General features: G+C 63.3%; 20 protein-coding genes and 1 pseudogene. 7 read left to right on the top strand and 14 right to left on the bottom strand.

All coding sequences use genetic code 11. The features are described 5' to 3' along the window. Positions 1–122: 122 nt before the first annotated feature. Positions 123–868 (bottom strand): annotated as a pseudogene (mtgA, locus tag ACF8FB_RS06820) (monofunctional biosynthetic peptidoglycan transglycosylase). A 29-nt stretch (positions 869–897) separates the two neighbouring features. Here mtgA and ACF8FB_RS06815 point away from each other — a divergent pair. The 4 genes from ACF8FB_RS06815 to trmB all read left to right on the top strand — a co-directional run bounded on the left by ACF8FB_RS06815 (position 898) and on the right by trmB (position 3,171). Beyond that, positions 898–1,269 (top strand): DUF423 domain-containing protein, encoded by a 372-nt coding sequence (locus ACF8FB_RS06815; protein ID WP_010955645.1) that lies wholly within the window; start codon positions 898–900, stop codon positions 1,267–1,269. Between the two features lie 102 nt (positions 1,270–1,371). Further along, entirely contained in the window at positions 1,372–1,572 is a 201-nt protein-coding gene (gene thiS, locus ACF8FB_RS06810) for a sulfur carrier protein ThiS (RefSeq protein WP_003249090.1), read from the top strand. A gap of 54 nt (positions 1,573–1,626) precedes the next feature. After that, the gene (locus ACF8FB_RS06805) at positions 1,627–2,439 is read left to right on the top strand and encodes a thiazole synthase (RefSeq protein WP_003249091.1); all 813 of its coding nucleotides are present in this window, start codon (positions 1,627–1,629) and stop codon (positions 2,437–2,439) included. Between the two features lie 9 nt (positions 2,440–2,448). Further along, positions 2,449–3,171 (top strand): tRNA (guanosine(46)-N7)-methyltransferase TrmB, encoded by a 723-nt coding sequence (trmB, locus tag ACF8FB_RS06800; protein ID WP_004575478.1) that lies wholly within the window; start codon positions 2,449–2,451, stop codon positions 3,169–3,171. 208 nt (positions 3,172–3,379) lie between these two features. Here trmB and ACF8FB_RS06795 read toward each other — a convergent pair whose 3' ends face one another. The 9 genes from ACF8FB_RS06795 to ACF8FB_RS06755 form a co-directional block, all read right to left on the bottom strand. After that, entirely contained in the window at positions 3,380–3,706 is a 327-nt protein-coding gene (locus ACF8FB_RS06795; protein WP_003249095.1) for a DUF3392 domain-containing protein, read from the bottom strand. 9 nt (positions 3,707–3,715) lie between these two features. Further along, positions 3,716–4,891: a radical SAM family heme chaperone HemW gene (gene hemW, locus ACF8FB_RS06790; RefSeq protein ID WP_003249098.1), complete on the bottom strand. Its 1,176-nt coding sequence runs from the start codon at positions 4,889–4,891 to the stop codon at positions 3,716–3,718. After that, complete coding sequence (gene rdgB, locus ACF8FB_RS06785) at positions 4,888–5,484, bottom strand: RdgB/HAM1 family non-canonical purine NTP pyrophosphatase (RefSeq protein WP_010955642.1); 597 nt, start codon at positions 5,482–5,484, stop codon at positions 4,888–4,890. The genes hemW and rdgB overlap by 4 nt, the downstream gene beginning before the upstream one ends. Beyond that, entirely contained in the window at positions 5,481–5,915 is a 435-nt protein-coding gene (locus ACF8FB_RS06780) for a DUF4426 domain-containing protein (RefSeq protein WP_064613754.1), read from the bottom strand. The genes rdgB and ACF8FB_RS06780 overlap by 4 nt, the downstream gene beginning before the upstream one ends. 22 nt (positions 5,916–5,937) lie before the next feature. After that, positions 5,938–6,558, bottom strand: coding sequence for a methionine biosynthesis protein MetW (metW, locus tag ACF8FB_RS06775; protein WP_003249106.1), 621 nt, complete (start codon positions 6,556–6,558; stop codon positions 5,938–5,940). Between the two features lie 7 nt (positions 6,559–6,565). Next, entirely contained in the window at positions 6,566–7,705 is a 1,140-nt protein-coding gene (locus tag ACF8FB_RS06770) for a homoserine O-acetyltransferase (protein WP_010955639.1), read from the bottom strand. A 99-nt stretch (positions 7,706–7,804) separates the two neighbouring features. Further along, positions 7,805–8,395 carry a YggT family protein gene (locus tag ACF8FB_RS06765; RefSeq protein ID WP_003249110.1) on the bottom strand — a complete coding sequence of 197 codons (591 nt, stop codon included), beginning with the start codon at positions 8,393–8,395 and terminating at the stop codon, positions 7,805–7,807. A 10-nt stretch (positions 8,396–8,405) separates the two neighbouring features. After that, the gene (gene proC / locus ACF8FB_RS06760) at positions 8,406–9,224 is read right to left on the bottom strand and encodes a pyrroline-5-carboxylate reductase (protein ID WP_010955638.1); all 819 of its coding nucleotides are present in this window, start codon (positions 9,222–9,224) and stop codon (positions 8,406–8,408) included. Positions 9,225–9,262: 38 nt separating this feature from the next. Next, positions 9,263–9,949: a YggS family pyridoxal phosphate-dependent enzyme gene (locus tag ACF8FB_RS06755; protein ID WP_010955637.1), complete on the bottom strand. Its 687-nt coding sequence runs from the start codon at positions 9,947–9,949 to the stop codon at positions 9,263–9,265. Positions 9,950–10,014: 65 nt separating this feature from the next. On the opposite strand from ACF8FB_RS06755, the gene ACF8FB_RS06750 reads away from it, so the two are divergent. Next, entirely contained in the window at positions 10,015–11,013 is a 999-nt protein-coding gene (locus ACF8FB_RS06750; RefSeq protein WP_392511140.1) for a type IV pilus twitching motility protein PilT, read from the top strand. Between the two features lie 128 nt (positions 11,014–11,141). On the opposite strand, the gene ACF8FB_RS06745 is transcribed toward ACF8FB_RS06750, so the two are convergent. After that, positions 11,142–11,768, bottom strand: a complete 627-nt coding sequence (locus ACF8FB_RS06745; RefSeq protein ID WP_012053957.1) for a C40 family peptidase — start codon at positions 11,766–11,768, stop codon at positions 11,142–11,144. Between the two features lie 166 nt (positions 11,769–11,934). Here ACF8FB_RS06745 and ACF8FB_RS06740 point away from each other — a divergent pair, with 166 nt between their 5' ends. Then, positions 11,935–12,354 (top strand): TM2 domain-containing protein, encoded by a 420-nt coding sequence (locus ACF8FB_RS06740; protein ID WP_010955634.1) that lies wholly within the window; start codon positions 11,935–11,937, stop codon positions 12,352–12,354. Between the two features lie 90 nt (positions 12,355–12,444). Here ACF8FB_RS06740 and ACF8FB_RS06735 read toward each other — a convergent pair whose 3' ends face one another. From ACF8FB_RS06735 to ACF8FB_RS06725, 3 genes are all read right to left on the bottom strand, one after another. Further along, positions 12,445–13,143 (bottom strand): SPOR domain-containing protein, encoded by a 699-nt coding sequence (locus ACF8FB_RS06735; RefSeq protein WP_014859104.1) that lies wholly within the window; start codon positions 13,141–13,143, stop codon positions 12,445–12,447. Position 13,144: 1 nt separating this feature from the next. Next, positions 13,145–14,881, bottom strand: a complete 1,737-nt coding sequence (gene argS / locus ACF8FB_RS06730) for an arginine--tRNA ligase (RefSeq protein WP_010955633.1) — start codon at positions 14,879–14,881, stop codon at positions 13,145–13,147. Positions 14,882–15,068: 187 nt separating this feature from the next. Further along, entirely contained in the window at positions 15,069–17,288 is a 2,220-nt protein-coding gene (locus ACF8FB_RS06725; protein ID WP_010955632.1) for a primosomal protein N', read from the bottom strand. A gap of 167 nt (positions 17,289–17,455) precedes the next feature. On the opposite strand from ACF8FB_RS06725, the gene rpmE reads away from it, so the two are divergent. After that, positions 17,456–17,671 (top strand): 50S ribosomal protein L31, encoded by a 216-nt coding sequence (gene rpmE / locus ACF8FB_RS06720; RefSeq protein ID WP_003249127.1) that lies wholly within the window; start codon positions 17,456–17,458, stop codon positions 17,669–17,671. Position 17,672: the final 1 nt, after the last annotated feature.

Genomic DNA, 17,672 nt, shown 5'->3' with positions numbered 1-17,672 from the left:
CTGAAGCCGTACACCTCATGTTTGCTGCGCGACAGCGCAGCCCGGAAGGGCTGGGTGATCTCCTACAGGGGATGCGGTTGCCTGTAGGCGCGGGCTTGCCCGCGAAAGGGCCGGGCCTGCATTCAAAGCTTTCTGGAGGAGTCCAGCTGCATCAGGTAGCTGGGCCCACCCAACTGGCTCATCTGCCGGCGAATCCAGCCGGCCCGGCTGGCCACGTAGGCACTCGGCCGGCTGGCACTCCACTTAATTGGGCTAGGCAGCACCGCAGCCAGCTGCGCTGCCTGCTGGCGGCTGAGCCGGCTGGCGTCGACGCCAAAGTGATAACGCGCCGCTGCCTGGGCACCAAACACGTCCTTGCCCCACTCGGCGCTGTTCAAATAGACCTCGAGAATCCGTTCCTTCGACCAGAACAGCTCGATCAGTGCGGTGAACCAGGCCTCCAGCCCCTTGCGAAACCAGCTGCGGCCTGACCACAGAAACAGGTTCTTGGCCACTTGTTGGGTCAGGGTGCTGGCGCCGCGAATGTTGCCGCCACGCTCGTTGTGGGCCAGCGCCGCCTGAATGGCCGGGAGGTCGAAGCCCCAGTGGCTGGCGAACTTCTGGTCCTCGCCAGCAATGACTGCAACCTTGAGCTCATCGGAGATGTTCTCCCATGGCTCCCAGTCGCGCTGCAGGTCGATCGGTTCACCATTCACCCAAGACTGTACCTTGCGCTCGACCATCAGCGCCGTGCCGGGCGGTGGTACCCAGCGGAACACCAGCACCAGCACGATGCTGCCGGCAACGAACCAGAGCAGGGCGCGGGAGAGGCGACGGATAAGCGTTGACAGCATGTCGATGGCTTGGCCCTAAGGGTGGAAGGGGCCATTATACAGACCCGATACAAGGAGTCGTCCCATGCTTCGCAGCTTCCTGATGCTTGCCGCCTTTTTTGGCTTTACCGGTGTCGCACTGGGCGCCTTCGCCGCTCATGGCCTGAAAAACCGGCTGACGGCTGACTACCTGGCAATCTTCCATACCGGCGTGACTTACCAACTGGTCCATGCCTTGGCGATCTTCGGCGTTGCGGTGCTCTCGGCGCACCTGCCCGGGCGCCTGGTCGGGTGGGCTGGCGGCCTGTTTGCGTTGGGCATCGTGCTGTTCTCCGGCAGCCTGTACCTGCTGACCCTCAGTGGCCTTGGCAAGCTTGGCATCATCACCCCGATTGGTGGCTTGTGCTTCCTTGTCGGCTGGCTGTGCCTGGGCCTGGCAGCCTGGCGGCTGGGCTGACCGAGTGGTCCACAATCACGACTAATGGCGCGCACCGCCCTTGGGTTGCAGGGCGGTTCGGCGCTAGAATGCTGGCCCCAAAGAACAATGGTGGCCGTGCGCATGCGCATTAAATTGAACGGTGAACCTTACGAACTGCCTGCCGGCGAAAGCGTTGCAGCCCTGCTGGCGCGCCTGGAGCTGACCGGGCGCCGTGTTGCAGTGGAACTGAACCTGGATATCGTGCCGCGTAGCCAGCACGACAGCACGCTGCTGAATGACGGCGACCAGGTCGAAGTGGTCCACGCCATCGGTGGCGGCTGACAGCAGCCCGGCGGTTCACAAGCAAGCCCTGCAACCTTTTCCCGAGGAACAACGATGAGCAACGTTCGTAGCGACAAGCCCTTCACCCTGGCCGGGCGTACTTTCCAGTCGCGCCTGCTGGTCGGTACCGGCAAGTACCGTGACATGGAAGAAACCCGCCTGGCCACCGAGGCCTCGGGTGCCGAAATCGTCACCGTCGCTGTGCGCCGCACCAACCTTGGCCAGAACGCGGGCGAGCCGAACCTGCTCGATGTACTGTCGCCCGACAAGTACACCATCCTGCCGAACACTGCAGGCTGCTTTGACGCGGTGGAAGCGGTACGCACTTGCCGTCTGGCCCGCGAACTGCTCGATGGGCGCAAATCGCACGAGTCCCGGACGCTGGTGAAGCTGGAAGTGCTGGCCGACCAGAAAACCCTGTTCCCCAACGTGATCGAAACCCTCAAGGCAGCCGAAGTGCTGGTCAAGGAAGGTTTCGACGTCATGGTCTACACCAGCGACGATCCGATCATCGCCCGTCAGCTGGCCGAAGTCGGCTGCATCGCGGTCATGCCGCTGGCTGGCCTGATTGGCACCGGTCTGGGTATCTGCAACCCCTACAACCTGCAGATCATCCTGGAAGAATCCAAGGTACCGGTGCTGGTCGATGCCGGTGTGGGTACCGCCTCCGACGCCACCATCGCCATGGAAATGGGCTGTGAGGCGGTGCTGATGAACTCGGCCATCGCCCACGCCCAGCAGCCAGTGCTGATGGCCGAGGCCATGAAACACGCCATTGTCGCGGGTCGCATGGCCTACCTGGCTGGTCGTATGCCGAAGAAACTCTATGCCAGCGCCTCCTCGCCGCTGGATGGTCTGATCAAGTAAGAGCAACTGATGACTGAATCGCACGATACGCCGATCACCCCCGACGGCGAAGCCCGCCCACACCGCCGCATCAAGAGCTTCGTGATGCGTGCCGGGCGCATGACCGAAGGCCAGCAACGCGGTCTGGACCAAGGCGGCCCGCTGTACATCCTGCCACTGGCTGATAGCCCGGTGGACTACGACCAGGTGTTCGGCCGTTCGGCCCCGCGCACCTTGGAGATCGGCTTCGGCATGGGCCATTCCCTGCTGGAAATGGCCGCTGCCGCACCTGAGCAGGATTTCATCGGTGTGGAAGTGCACCGCCCGGGTGTTGGCGCGCTGCTCAATGGCGTGCTGACCCAGGGGCTGAAAAACCTGCGGGTGTATGACTGCGATGCCATCGAAGTGCTGAACCGCTGCGTGGCGGATAACAGCCTCGATCGGTTGATGCTGTTCTTCCCAGACCCTTGGCACAAGGCACGTCATCACAAGCGCCGCATTGTCCAGCTGGAGTTCGCCGAGCTGGTACGTCGCAAGCTCAAGCCCGGTGGTGTGTTCCACATGGCCACCGATTGGGAGCCGTATGCCGAGTACATGCTGGAAGTGATGAGCGCAGCTCCTGGCTATCGCAACCGTGCGGCAGACGGCACCTATGTGCCGCGCCCCGAAGAGCGCCCGATCACCAAGTTCGAACGCCGCGGTGAGCGGCTGGGGCACGGGGTGTGGGACTTGAAGTTCGAGAAGGTCGATTGAGCGGCTGATACGGCTTCTCGATGTGCCGATGCTTGCAGGAATGCAGGCGAAAAAAACCGCCTTGAGGAGGGCGGTTTTTTCTTTGTAGGAGTGGGTTCACCCGCGAATACGGTAGTGGCGGCAACGGTGAACGGCGGGTGGAGATTGGCCAGCACGGCCGGCCCTTTCGCGGGTGAACCCGCTCCTACAAGGGCCCGGGGCCATTGGCTCAGCCGCGGCGATCCGCCACCACGCCAATCAATACCAGCACCACCAGCAACACAGGCGCCAACGCATAGTTGTTGAACTGGCTGAGCCCCTTCACCACCCACGGTGTGGCATAGATCAGCGCAGCACCGCTACCGATCATGACCATCAGCGCCATGAACGGCACGCGCAGAGCGCCCGCGAGGCCGCCCAGGCGCTGCTCGGCCCAGGCTTTGACATCGGTGCCGAACAGCACCAGCAGGCAGCCTACCAAGGCCAGTGAAATCTCCGACAGGTTGCTGCGGCTCCAGCGGGAAACCGTCGCGAGCAGATCAAGTACCAGATCCATGGGTCATCCTTAGGTCAAGAAATACTGCAGCAGGTCATTGAGGAACAACTGGCCCCTCGGCGTGGCTACCAGTCGATCCGGTTCGACCTGCAAAAGGCCCTTTTGTTCGGCGGCACGGCGTGCTTCCTGCAGCTGTGACAGCGGCAAGCCGGTGCGTTGGGTGAACAGTTCGGCTTCCACGCCATCGGTCAGGCGCAGGGCGTTCATCAGGAACTCGAACGGCAGTTCATCGACTGGCAGCAGCTTCTCGCCGGCCTTGAACGGCTTGGCCAGGTTCAGGTAATCCTTGGGCAGGCGGGTCTTCCAGGTACGCAGGATGCGCCCGTCGGCAAAGGTGAGCTTGCCGTGAGCGCCAGCGCCAATGCCGATGAAGTCGCCGAAGCGCCAGTAGTTGAGGTTGTGGCGGGCGGCGCGGCCTGCCTGGGCGTAGGCCGATACCTCGTACTGGCGGTAGCCGTGCTCGGCCATCAGCGCTTGGCCGGCTTCCTGAATATCCCAGAGGATGTCGTCTTCGGGCAGCTCTGGCGGCTGGTTCCAGAACACCGTGTTCGGCTCCACGGTCAGCTGATACCACGACAGGTGTGTCGGCCCCAGATCGATGGCCTGGCGCAGGTCACCCAGCGCGTCGTCCAGCGACTGGTCGGGCAGGCCGTGCATCAGGTCCATGTTGAAATTGTCGAAACCGGCCGCGCGCGCCATGTCGGCGGCCCGCACCGCTTCGTCGCCATTGTGGATGCGCCCCAGTGCCTCCAGCTTGGCTGGCTGGAAGCTCTGCACGCCGATCGAAAGACGGTTGATACCGGTCTGCCGGTAGGCCTTGAACTTGTCCTGCTCGAAGGTGCCCGGGTTGGCTTCGAGGGTGATCTCGATGTCTGGCGCGAACGGAATACGTTGCTCTATGCCACGCAGTAGCCGGCCAAGGGCGTTGGCACTGAACAGGCTTGGCGTACCGCCACCGAAGAAGATCGAGCTGATCGGGCGACCTTGTACGGCAGCCAGTTCCTGGTCGAGGTCGTCGAGCAGGGCTGTGACGTAGGCATCTTCCGGTAGTTCAGGCCCGGCTGCGTGGGAGTTGAAGTCGCAATAAGGGCATTTGCGTACGCACCACGGAATGTGGATGTACAGCGCCAGCGGCGGCAGGCTGCTAAAGCCTGCCGCGCCGGGGGGCGACAGCATTTCGATCATGCCAGGCCCAGACGTTTGCGCAGCAGGGCCATGGCACGGGCGCGGTGGCTGAGCTGGTTCTTGTCTGCTGGGGCTAGATCGGCGCTGGAGCAGTTGCGCTCCGGTACCCAGAACAGCGGGTCGTAGCCAAAGCCCTGGTCGCCGCTGGCCTCGAACAGGATGCGCCCGTGCCACAGGCCCTCGCACAGGATCGGCAACGGGTCGTCGGCGTGGCGCACCAGCGCCAGAACGCAGACGAACTGTGCACTGCGCTCAGCTTCAGGCACGTCTTTCAAGGCTTCGAGCAGCTTGGCGTTGTTTGCCGCGTCACCTTTGCCATCGGCATAGCGCGCCGAGTAGATGCCCGGCGCGCCACCGAGGAAGTCCACCGCCAGTCCAGAGTCATCGGCCAAGGCCGGCAGGCCGGAAATGCGGGCGGCGTTGCGCGCCTTGAGGATGGCGTTCTCGACAAACGACAGGCCGGTTTCTTCCGGCTCCACCTGGCTGAACTCACCAATCGAGTGCAGCTGCACGGAATGGCCGAGCATGGCCTGGAGTTCCTTCAGTTTGCCGGCATTGTGGCTGGCCAATACGAGTTGCTGGAAATTCATCATTCGCCTGGGAACACTTCCTGGTTGAAGCTGAGAGAGTTGCTGATGCCGCCGGTTTCGATGTTCAAGTCGAAGGTGACGGTTTCTGGCTGATCGATCTTGAACTGGGCGATGTAATACACCGCGCCCTGTTCGGTAATCTGCTTGAACGACAGCGGGCTGCTGCGCCCGGTCAGGTCCTTGACGGTGCCGCTGATCACCGCCGTGGCAGGTTTGCTGGCCTTGAGGACGGTAATGTTGAGCACGCCCTGGTTCTTGCTGCGCACCAGGCCGGTGGCCGCGGCCACCTCGGGTGTGAGCATGCTCGAGGTGAATGCACTGTAGTGCACCGTCACGTCGCCAAATACCTCCTTGCGCTCGGGGCGTGCGGCATCGGCAGCCAGTACTGGCAGGGCCAGGCACAGGCTGATCAGGAACAGGGCTAGGCGACGCATGGGGCGATTCCTCCGGTGGGCGTCAGACCGCGAGCTGGTGCTCTTGCAGGCCCGGACTGCTGACGCGGTAGATGCCGATCTCACCTAGAAGATTAGGCCATAGCCGGCCACCCCACCCATTGCGGTGCAAGTGGTCGACCGCCAGGCGGTCCAGTACCTTGGCTCGGCGTTCGTGCACAAGTTCTTCGAAGTCGGCGAAGGTGCAGAAGTGGATGTTCGGCGTGTTGTACCAGGTATACGGCATGAAGTCCGATACCGGCATGCGGCCTTTGGTCGCCAGGTACCAGCGGCAGCGCCAGTGGCCGAAGTTCGGGAAGGTGATGATGCACTGACGGCCCACTCGCAGCATTTCGTCGAGGATGCGGTCGGGGTATTCCACGGCCTGCAGGGCTTGGGTCATGATCACCACGTCGAAGCTGTTGCTGGCGAAGTTGCCCAGGCCTTTGTCCAGGTCTTGTTCGATGACGTTGACACCCTTGGCCACGCAGGCGGCGATATTGTCGGCGTCGATTTCCAGGCCATAGCCGGTGACCTGTTTGCGGTCACGCAGCGAGGCCAGCAGTTCGCCGCTACCGCAGCCCAGGTCGAGTACCCGGCTGCCGGCGGGGATCCAGTCGTGGATGATTTCCAGATCGGCTCTCATGCTGTCCTCAGATGGCAATGCGGTTCATGTAGTTCGAGAAACCCTGCATGTAGCGAGGTGTGGGAATCAGGAATGCATCGTGCCCGTAGGGCGAATCGATCTCCAGGTAGCAGACGTTCTTGCGCGCGGCCATCAGCGCGTCGACGATCTCGCGCGAACGGGCCGGAGAGAAGCGCCAGTCAGTGGTGAACGACATGATGCAGTAGTCCGCCGTGACGTGGGCCAGCGTGGCGGCCAGATCACCACCGTGCGTGGCGGCCGGGTCGAAATAGTCCAGTGCCTTGGTCATCAGCAGGTAGGTGTTGGCGTCGAAACGGCCGGAAAACTCCTCGCCCTGATAGCGCAGGTAGCTTTCGACCTGGAACTCGACGCTGTGGAAGTCGTAGTTGAGCTTGTCGCTTTTCAGCTCACGGCCGAATTTTTCACCCATCGAATCATCGGACAGATAGGTAATGTGGCCGACCATGCGCGCCAGCATCAGGCCGCGCTTGGGGATCACGCCTTGGTCCTGGAACGAACCGCCATGGAACTCAGGGTCGGTGAGAATGGCCTGGCGCGCCACCTCGTTGAAGGCGATGTTCTGCGCCGACAGCTTGGGCGCCGAGGCAATGTCGACGCAATGACGCACACGCTCGGGGTAGCTGATGGTCCATTGCAGGGCCTGCATGCCGCCAAGGCTGCCGCCGACGACAGCGGCCCATTGCTGGATGCCCAGGCGCTCGCCCAGGCGCACCTGGCTGTGGACCCAGTCCTCTACGGTCAGTACAGGGAAGTCGGCGCCATACGGTTTGCCGGTGGCAGGGTTGACGCTGCTGGGGCCGGTGCTGCCGTTGCAGCCGCCGAGGTTGTTCAGGCTGACCACGAAGAAGCGGTTGGTATCGATCGGCTTGCCGGGGCCGATGCAGCTGTCCCACCAGCCCGGCTTGCGGTCGGTGGCGGCATGGTAGCCAGCGGCATGGTGGTGGCCGGACAGGGCATGGCAGATCAGCACGGCGTTGCTCGCGCTGGCGTTCAGGGTGCCATAGGTCTCGTAGACCAGTTCGTAACTGGCCAGTGAACGGCCACAGGCCAGTGCCAGCGGTTCATCGAACCGGGCGGTTTGCGGTACTACCAGACCGACGGAATCTTCGGGAAAGACAGTTGACATCGACCCTGCTCACGCTTGACGGAGGCGTAAGTCTAAAGAGCGCTACCCCCAGCGGCAAGCAAAGGCTTGCGACTGGGGGCAAGCTGGCGCTGGCGAGCCTCAGATCATTCGCCACAGCTCTTGAGGCATGCCGGCGTAGGCGGCCAGCGGGGGCATGACAAACGACTGGACCACCTGGATCGCCAGGAAGGCGAAGATCGGCGAGATGTCCATGCCACCCAGATTTGGCACCAGGCGGCGGAACGGCGCCAGCACCGGCTCGCTGATCTGGTAGGCCAGTTCGGCCGCCGGGTTGTGGCTGTTGGGTGCAACCCAGGAAACGATCACCATGACGATCATCGCCACCCAGAAAATCTTCAGGAACAGCGAGGTGATGCCGATGATCGCCCACATCAGCAGGTGCAGGACGTCGCCGAAGGTACCGTAGGTGACCATCAGCACAAAGCCCATCAGCAAGGCCTGGATGACCACCGCCAGCAGTAGCGACGAGGTATCCAGCCCGCCAACGCTAGGGATGATCCGGCGGATCGGCTTGAGCAGCGGTTGGGTGGCACGAACGGCGAACTGGCACAGCGGGTTGTAGAAGTTGGCCTTGACCAGTTGCAGCACGAAGCGCAGCAGGACGATAACCAGGTAAAGGCTGACCAGGGTTTGCACCACGAAAATCGCGGCGCCTGACAGTGCATTCATCTAAGGCTCCTTATTTGCCCAGTTGTTCGGCCAGCTCGGCAGAGCGCGTGGCTGCAGCCTGCAGCGCCTGCTCGACGATGGCTTCGAAGCCGCTGGCCTGGAACGACTTGATCGCCGCTTCCGTGGTGCCGGCGGGCGAAGTGACGCGGCGGCGCAGTTCAGCGGCATCGACGTCGCTTGCAACTGCCATGCGCGCGGCGCCCAGGGCCGTCTGCAAGGTCAGTTGGGAGGCCGTTTCGCGTGGCAGGCCGAGTTTTTCGCCTGCCGCGGTCATGGCCTCGATCAGCAGGAAGAAGTACGCCGGGCCACTGCCGGACACAGCTGTCACGGCGTCCAGTTGCTGTTCCTGCTCCAGCCACAGGGCGGTGCCTACAGCCGATAGCAGTTGTTCGGCCTGCAGACGCTGTTCGCCGGACACTTCAGCGGTGGCGTACAGGCCGCTCACGCCTTGGCGCAGCAATGCCGGGGTGTTGGGCATGCAGCGCACCACCGGGCGAGCGCCCACCCAGCTTTGCAGGCTGGCGCACGTGATGCCGGCGGCGATGGAAACGATCAGCTGGCCATCCTGCAGGTTGGGTTGCAGTGCCTGACATACGGTTTTCATGACTTGTGGCTTGACCGCCAGCACGATGACGTCAGCGCCATCGATGGCCTGGGCGTTGTCCTCGAAGGCTTCAATGCCGTGCTCGGCCTGGATGCGACTGCGGGTCTCGGCGCCCGGGTCGCTGGCGCGGATCTGCGAGGCGTCCAGGCCCTGGGCACGCAGACCACCGATCAGGCTGGCGGCCATGTTGCCGGCGCCGATAAAGGCAATACGTGTCTTGCTCATGTCAGGTCCTTGTGGAAAAGAGTGAGTGAAGCATGGAATCAGGTGTTGCCGTAGTCGCGGGCTCCGAACAGGGCCGTGCCAATCCGTACCCACGTCGCGCCCTGGGCGATGGCCGCTTCCAGGTCGTGGCTCATGCCCATCGACAGGGTGTCCAGGCCAAGCCCCAGGCCTTCCTGCAACTTGCGCAGGCTGGCGAAGGCGGCCTCCTGGGTGGCGCGGTCTTCAGTGGGTTCCGGGATTGCCATCAGCCCGCGCAGGCGCAGGTTGGGCAGTGCGGCTACGGCTTTGGCCAACGCGGGTAGGTCGGCTGGGGTGCAGCCGGATTTACTGTCTTCGCCGCTGACGTTCACCTGCAGGCAGATGTTCAGCGGCGCCAGCCCCGCAGGGCGCTGTTCCGACAGGCGTTGGGCAATTTTCAGGCGGTCCACGGAATGCACCCAGTCGAAATGCTCGGCGATGGCTTTGGTCTTGTTCGACTGAATGGGGCCGATGAAGTGCCAGATCAAGGGCAAGTCGCTGAGGGCCTGCTGCTTTGTCAGTGCTTCCTGTAGGTAATTCTCCCCGAAGTCGTGCACACCGGCGGCATGGATCTCGCGGATAGCGCTGGCGGGCTTGGTCTTGCTCACGGCCAGCAACTGGACGCTGGCCGGATCACGCCCGACTGCCTGGGCAGCACTGGCGATACGGGCGGAAATCGCGGAAAGGTTGTCTGCTAGGGTGGACATGGATCGATGCCGGCAGCTGTGGGGTCTGCGGCATTCTACCTGCTTGAAGGCCTTTGGGGAGTCTTATGGATGTGACCGACCTGTTGGCCCGAGCTGTGGATGCGGGGGCTTCAGACCTGCACCTGGCGACGGGCCAGATTCCGATGCTGCGCCTGGATGGCGAGTTGCAGCGTATGGGCTTGCCGCCGTTGAGCCAGGGTGCCTTGATCGAGGGCATGGCCAGCGTGCTGGATAACGATCAGCGCCGGCAGTGGGCCCAAGGCGATGAAATGGACCTTGCGCTGGAGTTGCCGGCGCTTGGGCGCTTTCGGCTGAACCTGTTTCGACAGTTGAATGGCCCGGCGGTTACCTTTCGGCTGATCCCGGGGCGCATTGCGACGGTGAGTGAGCTGGACCTTGCGGATGTGTTTCAAGCTGTTGCGCATTGCCGGGATGGCTTGATCCTCGTGGGCGGGCCGACCGGCAGTGGCAAGTCCAGCACCCTGGCAACGCTGCTCGACCAGCTGAACCGCGAGCGGGCGCTGCACATCATTACCCTGGAAGACCCTGTCGAGATCATCCATGACAGCCAGCGCAGCCTGGTCAACCAGCGTGAGATGGGGCGCCATAGTCGCGGCTTTGCTCAGGGGCTGCGCAGTGCGCTGCGCCAGGACCCGGACGTGATCATGATCGGCGAGTTGCGCGACCTGGAAACCATTCGCCTGGCCCTGCGCGCGGCCGAAACCGGGCACCTGGTGCTGGCAACCGTGCATGCGCGTTCGTCGACCAGCAGCATCGACAGGTTGGTGGAGGTGTTTGCTGCCGAGGAAAAGCCGATGGCGCGGGCGATGCTGGCCGAGTCGCTGCGCCTGGTGGTCGCGCAGGTGCTTGTCAGGCGCGTAGGGGGTGGGCGGGTGGCGGCGCGGGAAGTGCTGGTGGCGACGCCGGCGGTGCGTAACCTGATTCGGGAGGGGCGGTTGGCGCAGTTGTCTTCAGTGATGCAGGGCGGGGCGGCGGAGGGGATGCTGACGATGGAGGGGGCGTTGCGGAGGCTGAGGGAGCGAGGGTTGATCAAAGGCTTGTAGTACCTGCAAAGGCCCTTTCGCGGGCGCGCCCGCTCCCACAGGTATGTGAGCTGCGCGCGAGAGCGACGCGCTACCTGTGGGAGCGGGCGTGCCCGCGAAGGGGCCGGTACCGGATAGCGCCGATCAGCTTAACGCTTGGCCAGACTCAGCTGTTGCTGCTCTTTCGGCAGCACCCGTTTGGCCACCACGTAGTGCTTCTGCCAGTAAGGCTTGCTCAAGGTGTCGATACTCACCCGCTTGCCACGGCGTGGCGCGTGGATGAAGCGGTCGTTACCCAGGTAGATGGCGACGTGATTGACCCGACGGCTCTTGATGTTGAAGAAGATCAGGTCGCCAGGCTTCAGATCACCCTTGGCCACCTTCACCCCATGGCCCTGGGCCATGGCATTGGAGGTGCGCGGCAGGTCGACGTCGGCGACGTCGTTGAAGGCGTATTTGACCAGCCCGCTGCAGTCAAAGCCTTTTTTCGGGCTGCTGCCGCCCCAAACATAAGGGGTACCGAGCACATTTACCGCACGGCTCAGCACATCGCTGCTTTGCTTCGGCGACATGGCGGCGACATTCGCACCGCGGCTGCTGACGGCATTGCTTGGGCGGGCGCGCAGCGCGGTCTGCTTGGCGGGTGCGTGTTTCACCGACGCGTTGGTCGTGTAGCCGGTGAAACCATTGGGAAGACGTTGCTCACGATTGGTGGCGTGGGCGGCCAGGGGCAATAATAGGCAGAGGGTCAGCCATGTCTTGATCAAAGGCGGCATAGATGAAGCTCTTATGAATAGTTATGTGTTGGGCGCGCAACTTTATAACAGCTTTTTGATCAGTTATTGATCCGTTGGTCGATTGCCTAGGCGCCGTATGTCGGGTAGCGACGAAAAAGTCACATTTTTTCTTAGAAAATTTTCGGATAACCCACGGGGGCTATGAATGAACAGTTATCAACAGGGGGTGCCCTTTCACGACACCCACAGCAAAACCATCGGCTACCTGCTGTGGATTTTCGGCTTCACCGGTTCCCATCGTTTCTATTACGGCAAGCCGATTACCGGGACCATCTGGTTCTTCACCTTGGGCTTGCTGGGCATTGGCTGGTTGATCGACCTGTTCCTGATCCCGTCCATGGACCGTGAAGCCGACCTGAGGTTTCAGTCCGGGCGTATCGACTACAACATCGCCTGGATCCTGCTGACCTTCCTGGGGGTGTTTGGCCTGCACCGGCTGTATCAGGGCAAGTGGATCACCGCGATCATCTACTTCTTTACCGGCGGGTTGTTCCTGGTGGGGGTGCTGTATGACTTCTGGACGTTGAACAGCCAGGTGTCCGAAAGGAATGCGGGGCGGGGCTGACGGTGGCGGGGCTGCTTTACAGCCCCTTCACGGGCAATGCTGTCCATATAAAGAAGGCCTTGTCGCATCGCTGCGGCAAGGCCTTCTTCGTTACTGACGGGTCTGCCGCTGTTGCAGCAACAGGTTGCTGAACCCGGCCCCAGCCAGCTGCTTCTGTGCCCCTGTCAACTGCTCGCGGTTGCTGAACGGCCCAACCAGCACGCGGTACCAGGTTTCATCCTTGACCGTGCCCGACTCCACTTTCACGGACTGGCCCAGCAGGATGATCTGTGCCCGTACCTTGTCGGCATCGGCCTGCTTGCGGAACGAGCCGGCCTGAAGGAAGTACTGCGTGGTCGCCGCCGGCTTGATCACGGGTGGTGGCGGTGGCGGGGTCTGGCCGAGCAACGCTGCCTGGGCCCTCGCCGTGTCGATTTTCGCCGCTTCTGCTGGTGTTACCGGGGTTACTGGCTGGGCCGGCACCGGTGGGGTTTTCTCCGGTACGGCTTCCGGCGGCACGATCACCTCAGACTCCGGCAGCAGGGTGTAGAAGTCGTACTTCGGCTTCACCGGCTGTTGCGGGGTGGCTTGCGCGGGCTTGCCGGCTTCGGCCGCTTTCGCCGGTTTCTCCTGCTCGGGCTTGGTGCGCTTGATGTCATCGCCACCGGGTTCGAGCTTCATCAGGAACACGATGAACGCGCCTACGGTCAGGCCGACCGCCAGCCATACCCAGCCGGGGATCGGCTGTTTGGCCGGTGCCGTCTGGCGGCTGGCGCCGCGTTTCGGGGCAGGTTTTTTCTTGGCAGCCAACTTACATGCGCTCCAGGGTTTCCAGGCCGAGCAGTTCCAGACCTTGTTTGAGGGTGCGGCCAGTCAGGGCGGCCAGGCGCAGCCGGCTCTGCTGCTGCGAAGGGGTTTCGGCGGCGAGGATCGGGCAGTTCTCGTAGAAGCTGGAGAACAGGCCGGCCAAGTCGTACAGGTAGCTGCACAGCACGTGCGGCGTGCCTTTTTCGGCGACGTTGTTGAGGATTTCGCCAAACTGCGCCAGGCGTGCGGCCAAGTCCTGCTCGTGGGCAGCTTGCAGCACGATCTTGCCGTCGACTTCGTCAAAGCCTTTGCCCAGCTTGCGGAACACGCCGGCTACGCGGGTGTAAGCGTACAGCAGGTAAGGCGCGGTGTTGCCTTCGAAGTTGAGCATCAGCTCGAAGTTGAAGCTGTAGTCGCTGGTGCGGTGCTTGGACAGGTCGGCGTATTTCACCGCGCCAATGCCCACCACCTCGCCGATGTGGCGCAGTTCGTCGTCGGCCAGGCTCGGGTTCTTTTCCTTGACCAGCGCGTAGGCGCGCTCCTTGGCCTCGGTGAGCAGGTCGATCAGCTTCACGGTGCCGCCGTCACGGGTCTTGAACGGGCGGCCGTCGGCGCCGTTCATGGTGCCGAAGCCCATGTGCTCCATTTGCATCGGGTGGCCGACGAAGCCAGCGCGGCGGGCCACTTCGAACACCTGATTGAAGTGCAGGGCCTGGCGCTGGTCGACGAAGTACAGTGCGCGGTCAGCCTTCAACACGTTGCTGCGGTAACGCACGGCAGCCAGGTCGGTGGTGGCGTACAGATAGCCGCCGTCAGCCTTCTGCACGATCACCGGCAGGGGGTCGCCGTCGCTGTTCTTGAACTCTTCGAGGAACACGCATTGGGCGCCCTGGTCTTCGACCAGCAGGCCCTTGGCCTTGAGGTCGGCCACCACGTTGGCCAAGTCGTCGTTGTAGGCACTTTCGCCCATCACGTCGGCCATGGTCAGCTTGACGTTGAGCAGCTCGTAGGTCTTCTGGCAGTGCGACAGCGAGATGTCCTTGAAGCGTGTCCAAAGGGCCAGACACTCGGGGTCACCGGCTTGCAGCTTGACCACCAGGCCGCGGGCGCGAGTGGCGAACTCTTCCGATTCATCGAAGCGTTTCTTCGCCGCGCGGTAGAAGTTTTCCAGGTCCGACAGCTCGTCGCTGGTGATCGGGTTTTCCTGCAGGTAGGCCATCAGCATGCCGAACTGGGTACCCCAGTCGCCGACGTGGTTCTGGCGGATGACGTTGTCGCCCAGGAACTCCAGCACGCGCGCAACGCTGTCACCGATGATGGTCGAGCGCAGGTGGCCGACGTGCATTTCCTTGGCCAGGTTGGGTGCCGACATGTCGATCACCACCTTTTGCGCCGGGCCGGCTTTGCGCGCACCCAGGTGGGCGTCGGCCAGGGCGGCATCCAGGCGGTTGGCCAGGGCGTCGGTGTTCTGGAAGAAGTTGAGGAAGCCGGGGCCTGCAATCTCGACCTTGCTGATGTCGGCGCTGGCCGGCAGGGCGTTGATCAGTTTTTCGGCGAGGTCGCGCGGCTTCATGCCGGCCGGCTTGGCCAGCATCATGGCGATGTTGCTGGCGAAGTCGCCGTGGGTCTTGTCCCGGGCGTTTTCCACCTGGATCGCCGGCGACAGCCCTTCAGGCAGCACACCGTCGGTGACGAGTTGGGTGAGGGCTTGCTGGATCAGCTGGCGAATGGTGTCTTTCATGGGGATCTCTTTTCGACCGCAAGCGCGGTGAGCGCCTGGATGCGCAGGTGGAAAAACTGGGCATTATCCGTTGCCGGGAGCAGGTTGCCAACCTTTGGGCGGCAAGCTGGGGGCCACAAGCGGCAAGAAAAAGCGGCATCGCACCCGCCCGGCGCTTGCTTGCCGCTGGCAACTCGCAGCTTGCAGCTCAATACAGGTCTACCGGGTCGACATCCAGCGACCAGCGCACCTGGCGCCCGCTCGGCAACTGTTCCAACACTAGCAACCAGGCGCTGATCAGTCGATGCAACGGCGCCCGGGTGTTGGCCTGTATCAACAATTGTGCGCGGAATCGTCCGGCGCGGCGCTCCATGGGCGCCGGTACCGGGCCCAGCAGTTCGATACCCGGCAGGCGCTGTTCGGCCACCAGGCGCTCGGCGGCGGCACAGGCTTCGTCGAGGAAACCTTCGGCCTGCCCCGGCTTGTGTGCTTCGGCACGCAGCAAGGCCAGATGCGAGTAGGGCGGCAGCCCGGCGGCTCGGCGTTCGTCCAGGGCCTGTTCGGCGAAGGCGAAGTAGCCTTGCTCGGTTAGCTGGACCAACAGTGGGTGGTCGGCCAGGTGGGTCTGGATGATGACCTTGCCGGGCTCTTCGGCCCGCCCGGCCCGCCCGGCCACCTGTACGATAAGTTGTGCCATGCGCTCGCTGGCGCGGAAGTCACCGGAAAACAGCCCGCCATCGGCATCAAGGATGGCCACCAGGGTCACCCGCGGGAAGTGGTGGCCCTTGGCGAGCATCTGGGTGCCGACGAGGATGCTCGGCTGGCCGCGCTGGATGGTGCTGAACAGGTTGTGCATGGCGTCCTTGCGCGCCGTGCTGTCGCGGTCCACGCGCAGGATCGGGTAATCCGGGAACAGCACCTTCAGGCGCTCTTCGGCGCGTTCGGTACCGGCACCGACCGGGCGCAGGTCGACGTGGTTGCATTGCGGGCACTGGTGCGGCAGGCGTTCGTCATAGCCACAGTGGTGGCAGCGCAGCACGCCGGAGCGCTGGTGCACGGTCATGCGCGCATCGCAGCGTGGGCATTCGGACAGCCAGCCGCAATCGTGGCACAGCAAGGTTGGGGCAAAGCCGCGGCGGTTGAGGAACACCAGCACTTGTTGGCCAGCCTCCAGGGTCTGTCGGATAGCCTGCTGCAGCGGGCCACTGATGCCGCTGTCCAGTGGCAGGCTCTTCACATCAAGGCGCAGCATGCGCGGCGGGCGTGCCCCTCCGGCGCGTTGGTTCATACGCAGCAGGCGGTAGCGGCCGGTCAGGGCGTTATGCAGGGTTTCCAGCGACGGTGTGGCGGAACCGAGCAGGATCGGGATGTTCTCCTGGTGAGCGCGTACCAGCGCCAGGTCGCGGGCGTGGTACCGCAGGCCTTCCTGCTGTTTATAGGAGCCGTCGTGCTCTTCGTCGATGATGATCAGGCCGGGGTTTTTCATCGGCGTGAACAATGCCGAGCGGGTGCCGATGATGATATCGGCCTCGCCGTCCCGTGCCGCCAGCCAGGCATCCAGGCGTTCGCGGTCGTTTACCGCAGAGTGCAGCAGGGCAATGCGCGCGTTGAAGCGTTGCTCGAAGCGGGCCAGGGTTTGCGGGCCGAGGTTGATCTCCGGGATCAGCACCAGCGCCTGCTTGCCGGCTTCCAGGGTTTCACGGATCAGTTGCAGGTAGACCTCGGTCTTGCCACTGCCGGTGACGCCGGCCAGCAAGAACGCGCCGAAACCGCCAAAACCCTCGCACACGGCGTCGAAGGCTTCGCGTTGCTCTTCGTTGAGCGGCAGTTCCGGCTGTGCCAGCCAGTGCTCATGACGTAGTGCCGGCAAGTGGCGGCGCGTCTCGATCTGTACCAGGTCCTTGGCCAGCAGCAGGTCGAGGCTGTCCTTGTTCAGGTTGAGTTTGGCCAGCAGGCTGTGGGCCACGCCGTGCGGGTGCTGGGCCAGGGTCTTGAGGGCGTCGCGCTGGCGCGGTGCGCGGGCGATGCGCGGGTCTTCCAGGCGGGCGCCAGGGGCTATGTGCCAGAAGCGTTCCTGGCGCATTTCGGCGGCTTCGCCCTGGCGCAGTAGCGTGGGCAGCGCCCAGCTCAGGGTATCGCCCAGGCTGTGCTGGTAGTACTGGGCGGTCCACAGGCACAACTTGAACAGCGACGCGGGGATGGGGGACACCGGGTCGAGCAGGGCGCTGGCAGGCTTCAGTTTGTCGGCGGGCACTTCGCTCTGCGTGCACACCTCTATCAGCACGCCGATCATTTCGCGGCGGCCAAAGGGCACGCGGATGCGCATGCCTGGGGTCAAGGTCAGGCGCGCCATGCTCGCCGGCGCCTTGTAGTCGAACAGGCGCCGCAGCGGGGAGGGCAGGGCAAGGCGCAGGATGACGTCGGACACGCGGAAAGTCTCGGAGGGCGTTACAAGGACTGGCGAGCCTAGCAGACGACGGTCGGTGCAAGCGACATCTTGCGCTGACGGTGTGCTCTGGTATTATTCGCCGCCTAATTACGTGCGGTATTCAACAATTGGTGTTGGGTGGCGGCACGCAGCTCGAGGAAGTGACCATGAAAGAAGGTATCCACCCGAACTACGAAGTAGTTGCAGTCACCTGCAGCTGCGGTAACAAGTTCGAAACTCGTTCGACCCTGGGCAACGTCCTGTCGATCGACGTTTGCAACCTGTGCCACCCGTTCTACACCGGTAAGCAGAAAGTTCTGGACACCGGTGGTCGCGTACAGAAGTTCGCCGATCGCTTCGGCATGTTCGGTGCCAAGAAGTAAT

Origin of the sequence: Pseudomonas sp. yb_2 (genome assembly GCF_043103905.1) — a bacterium.
Lineage (GTDB): Bacteria > Pseudomonadota > Gammaproteobacteria > Pseudomonadales > Pseudomonadaceae > Aquipseudomonas > Aquipseudomonas alloputida.
This window is presented reverse-complemented; position numbering and strand designations above follow the sequence as displayed.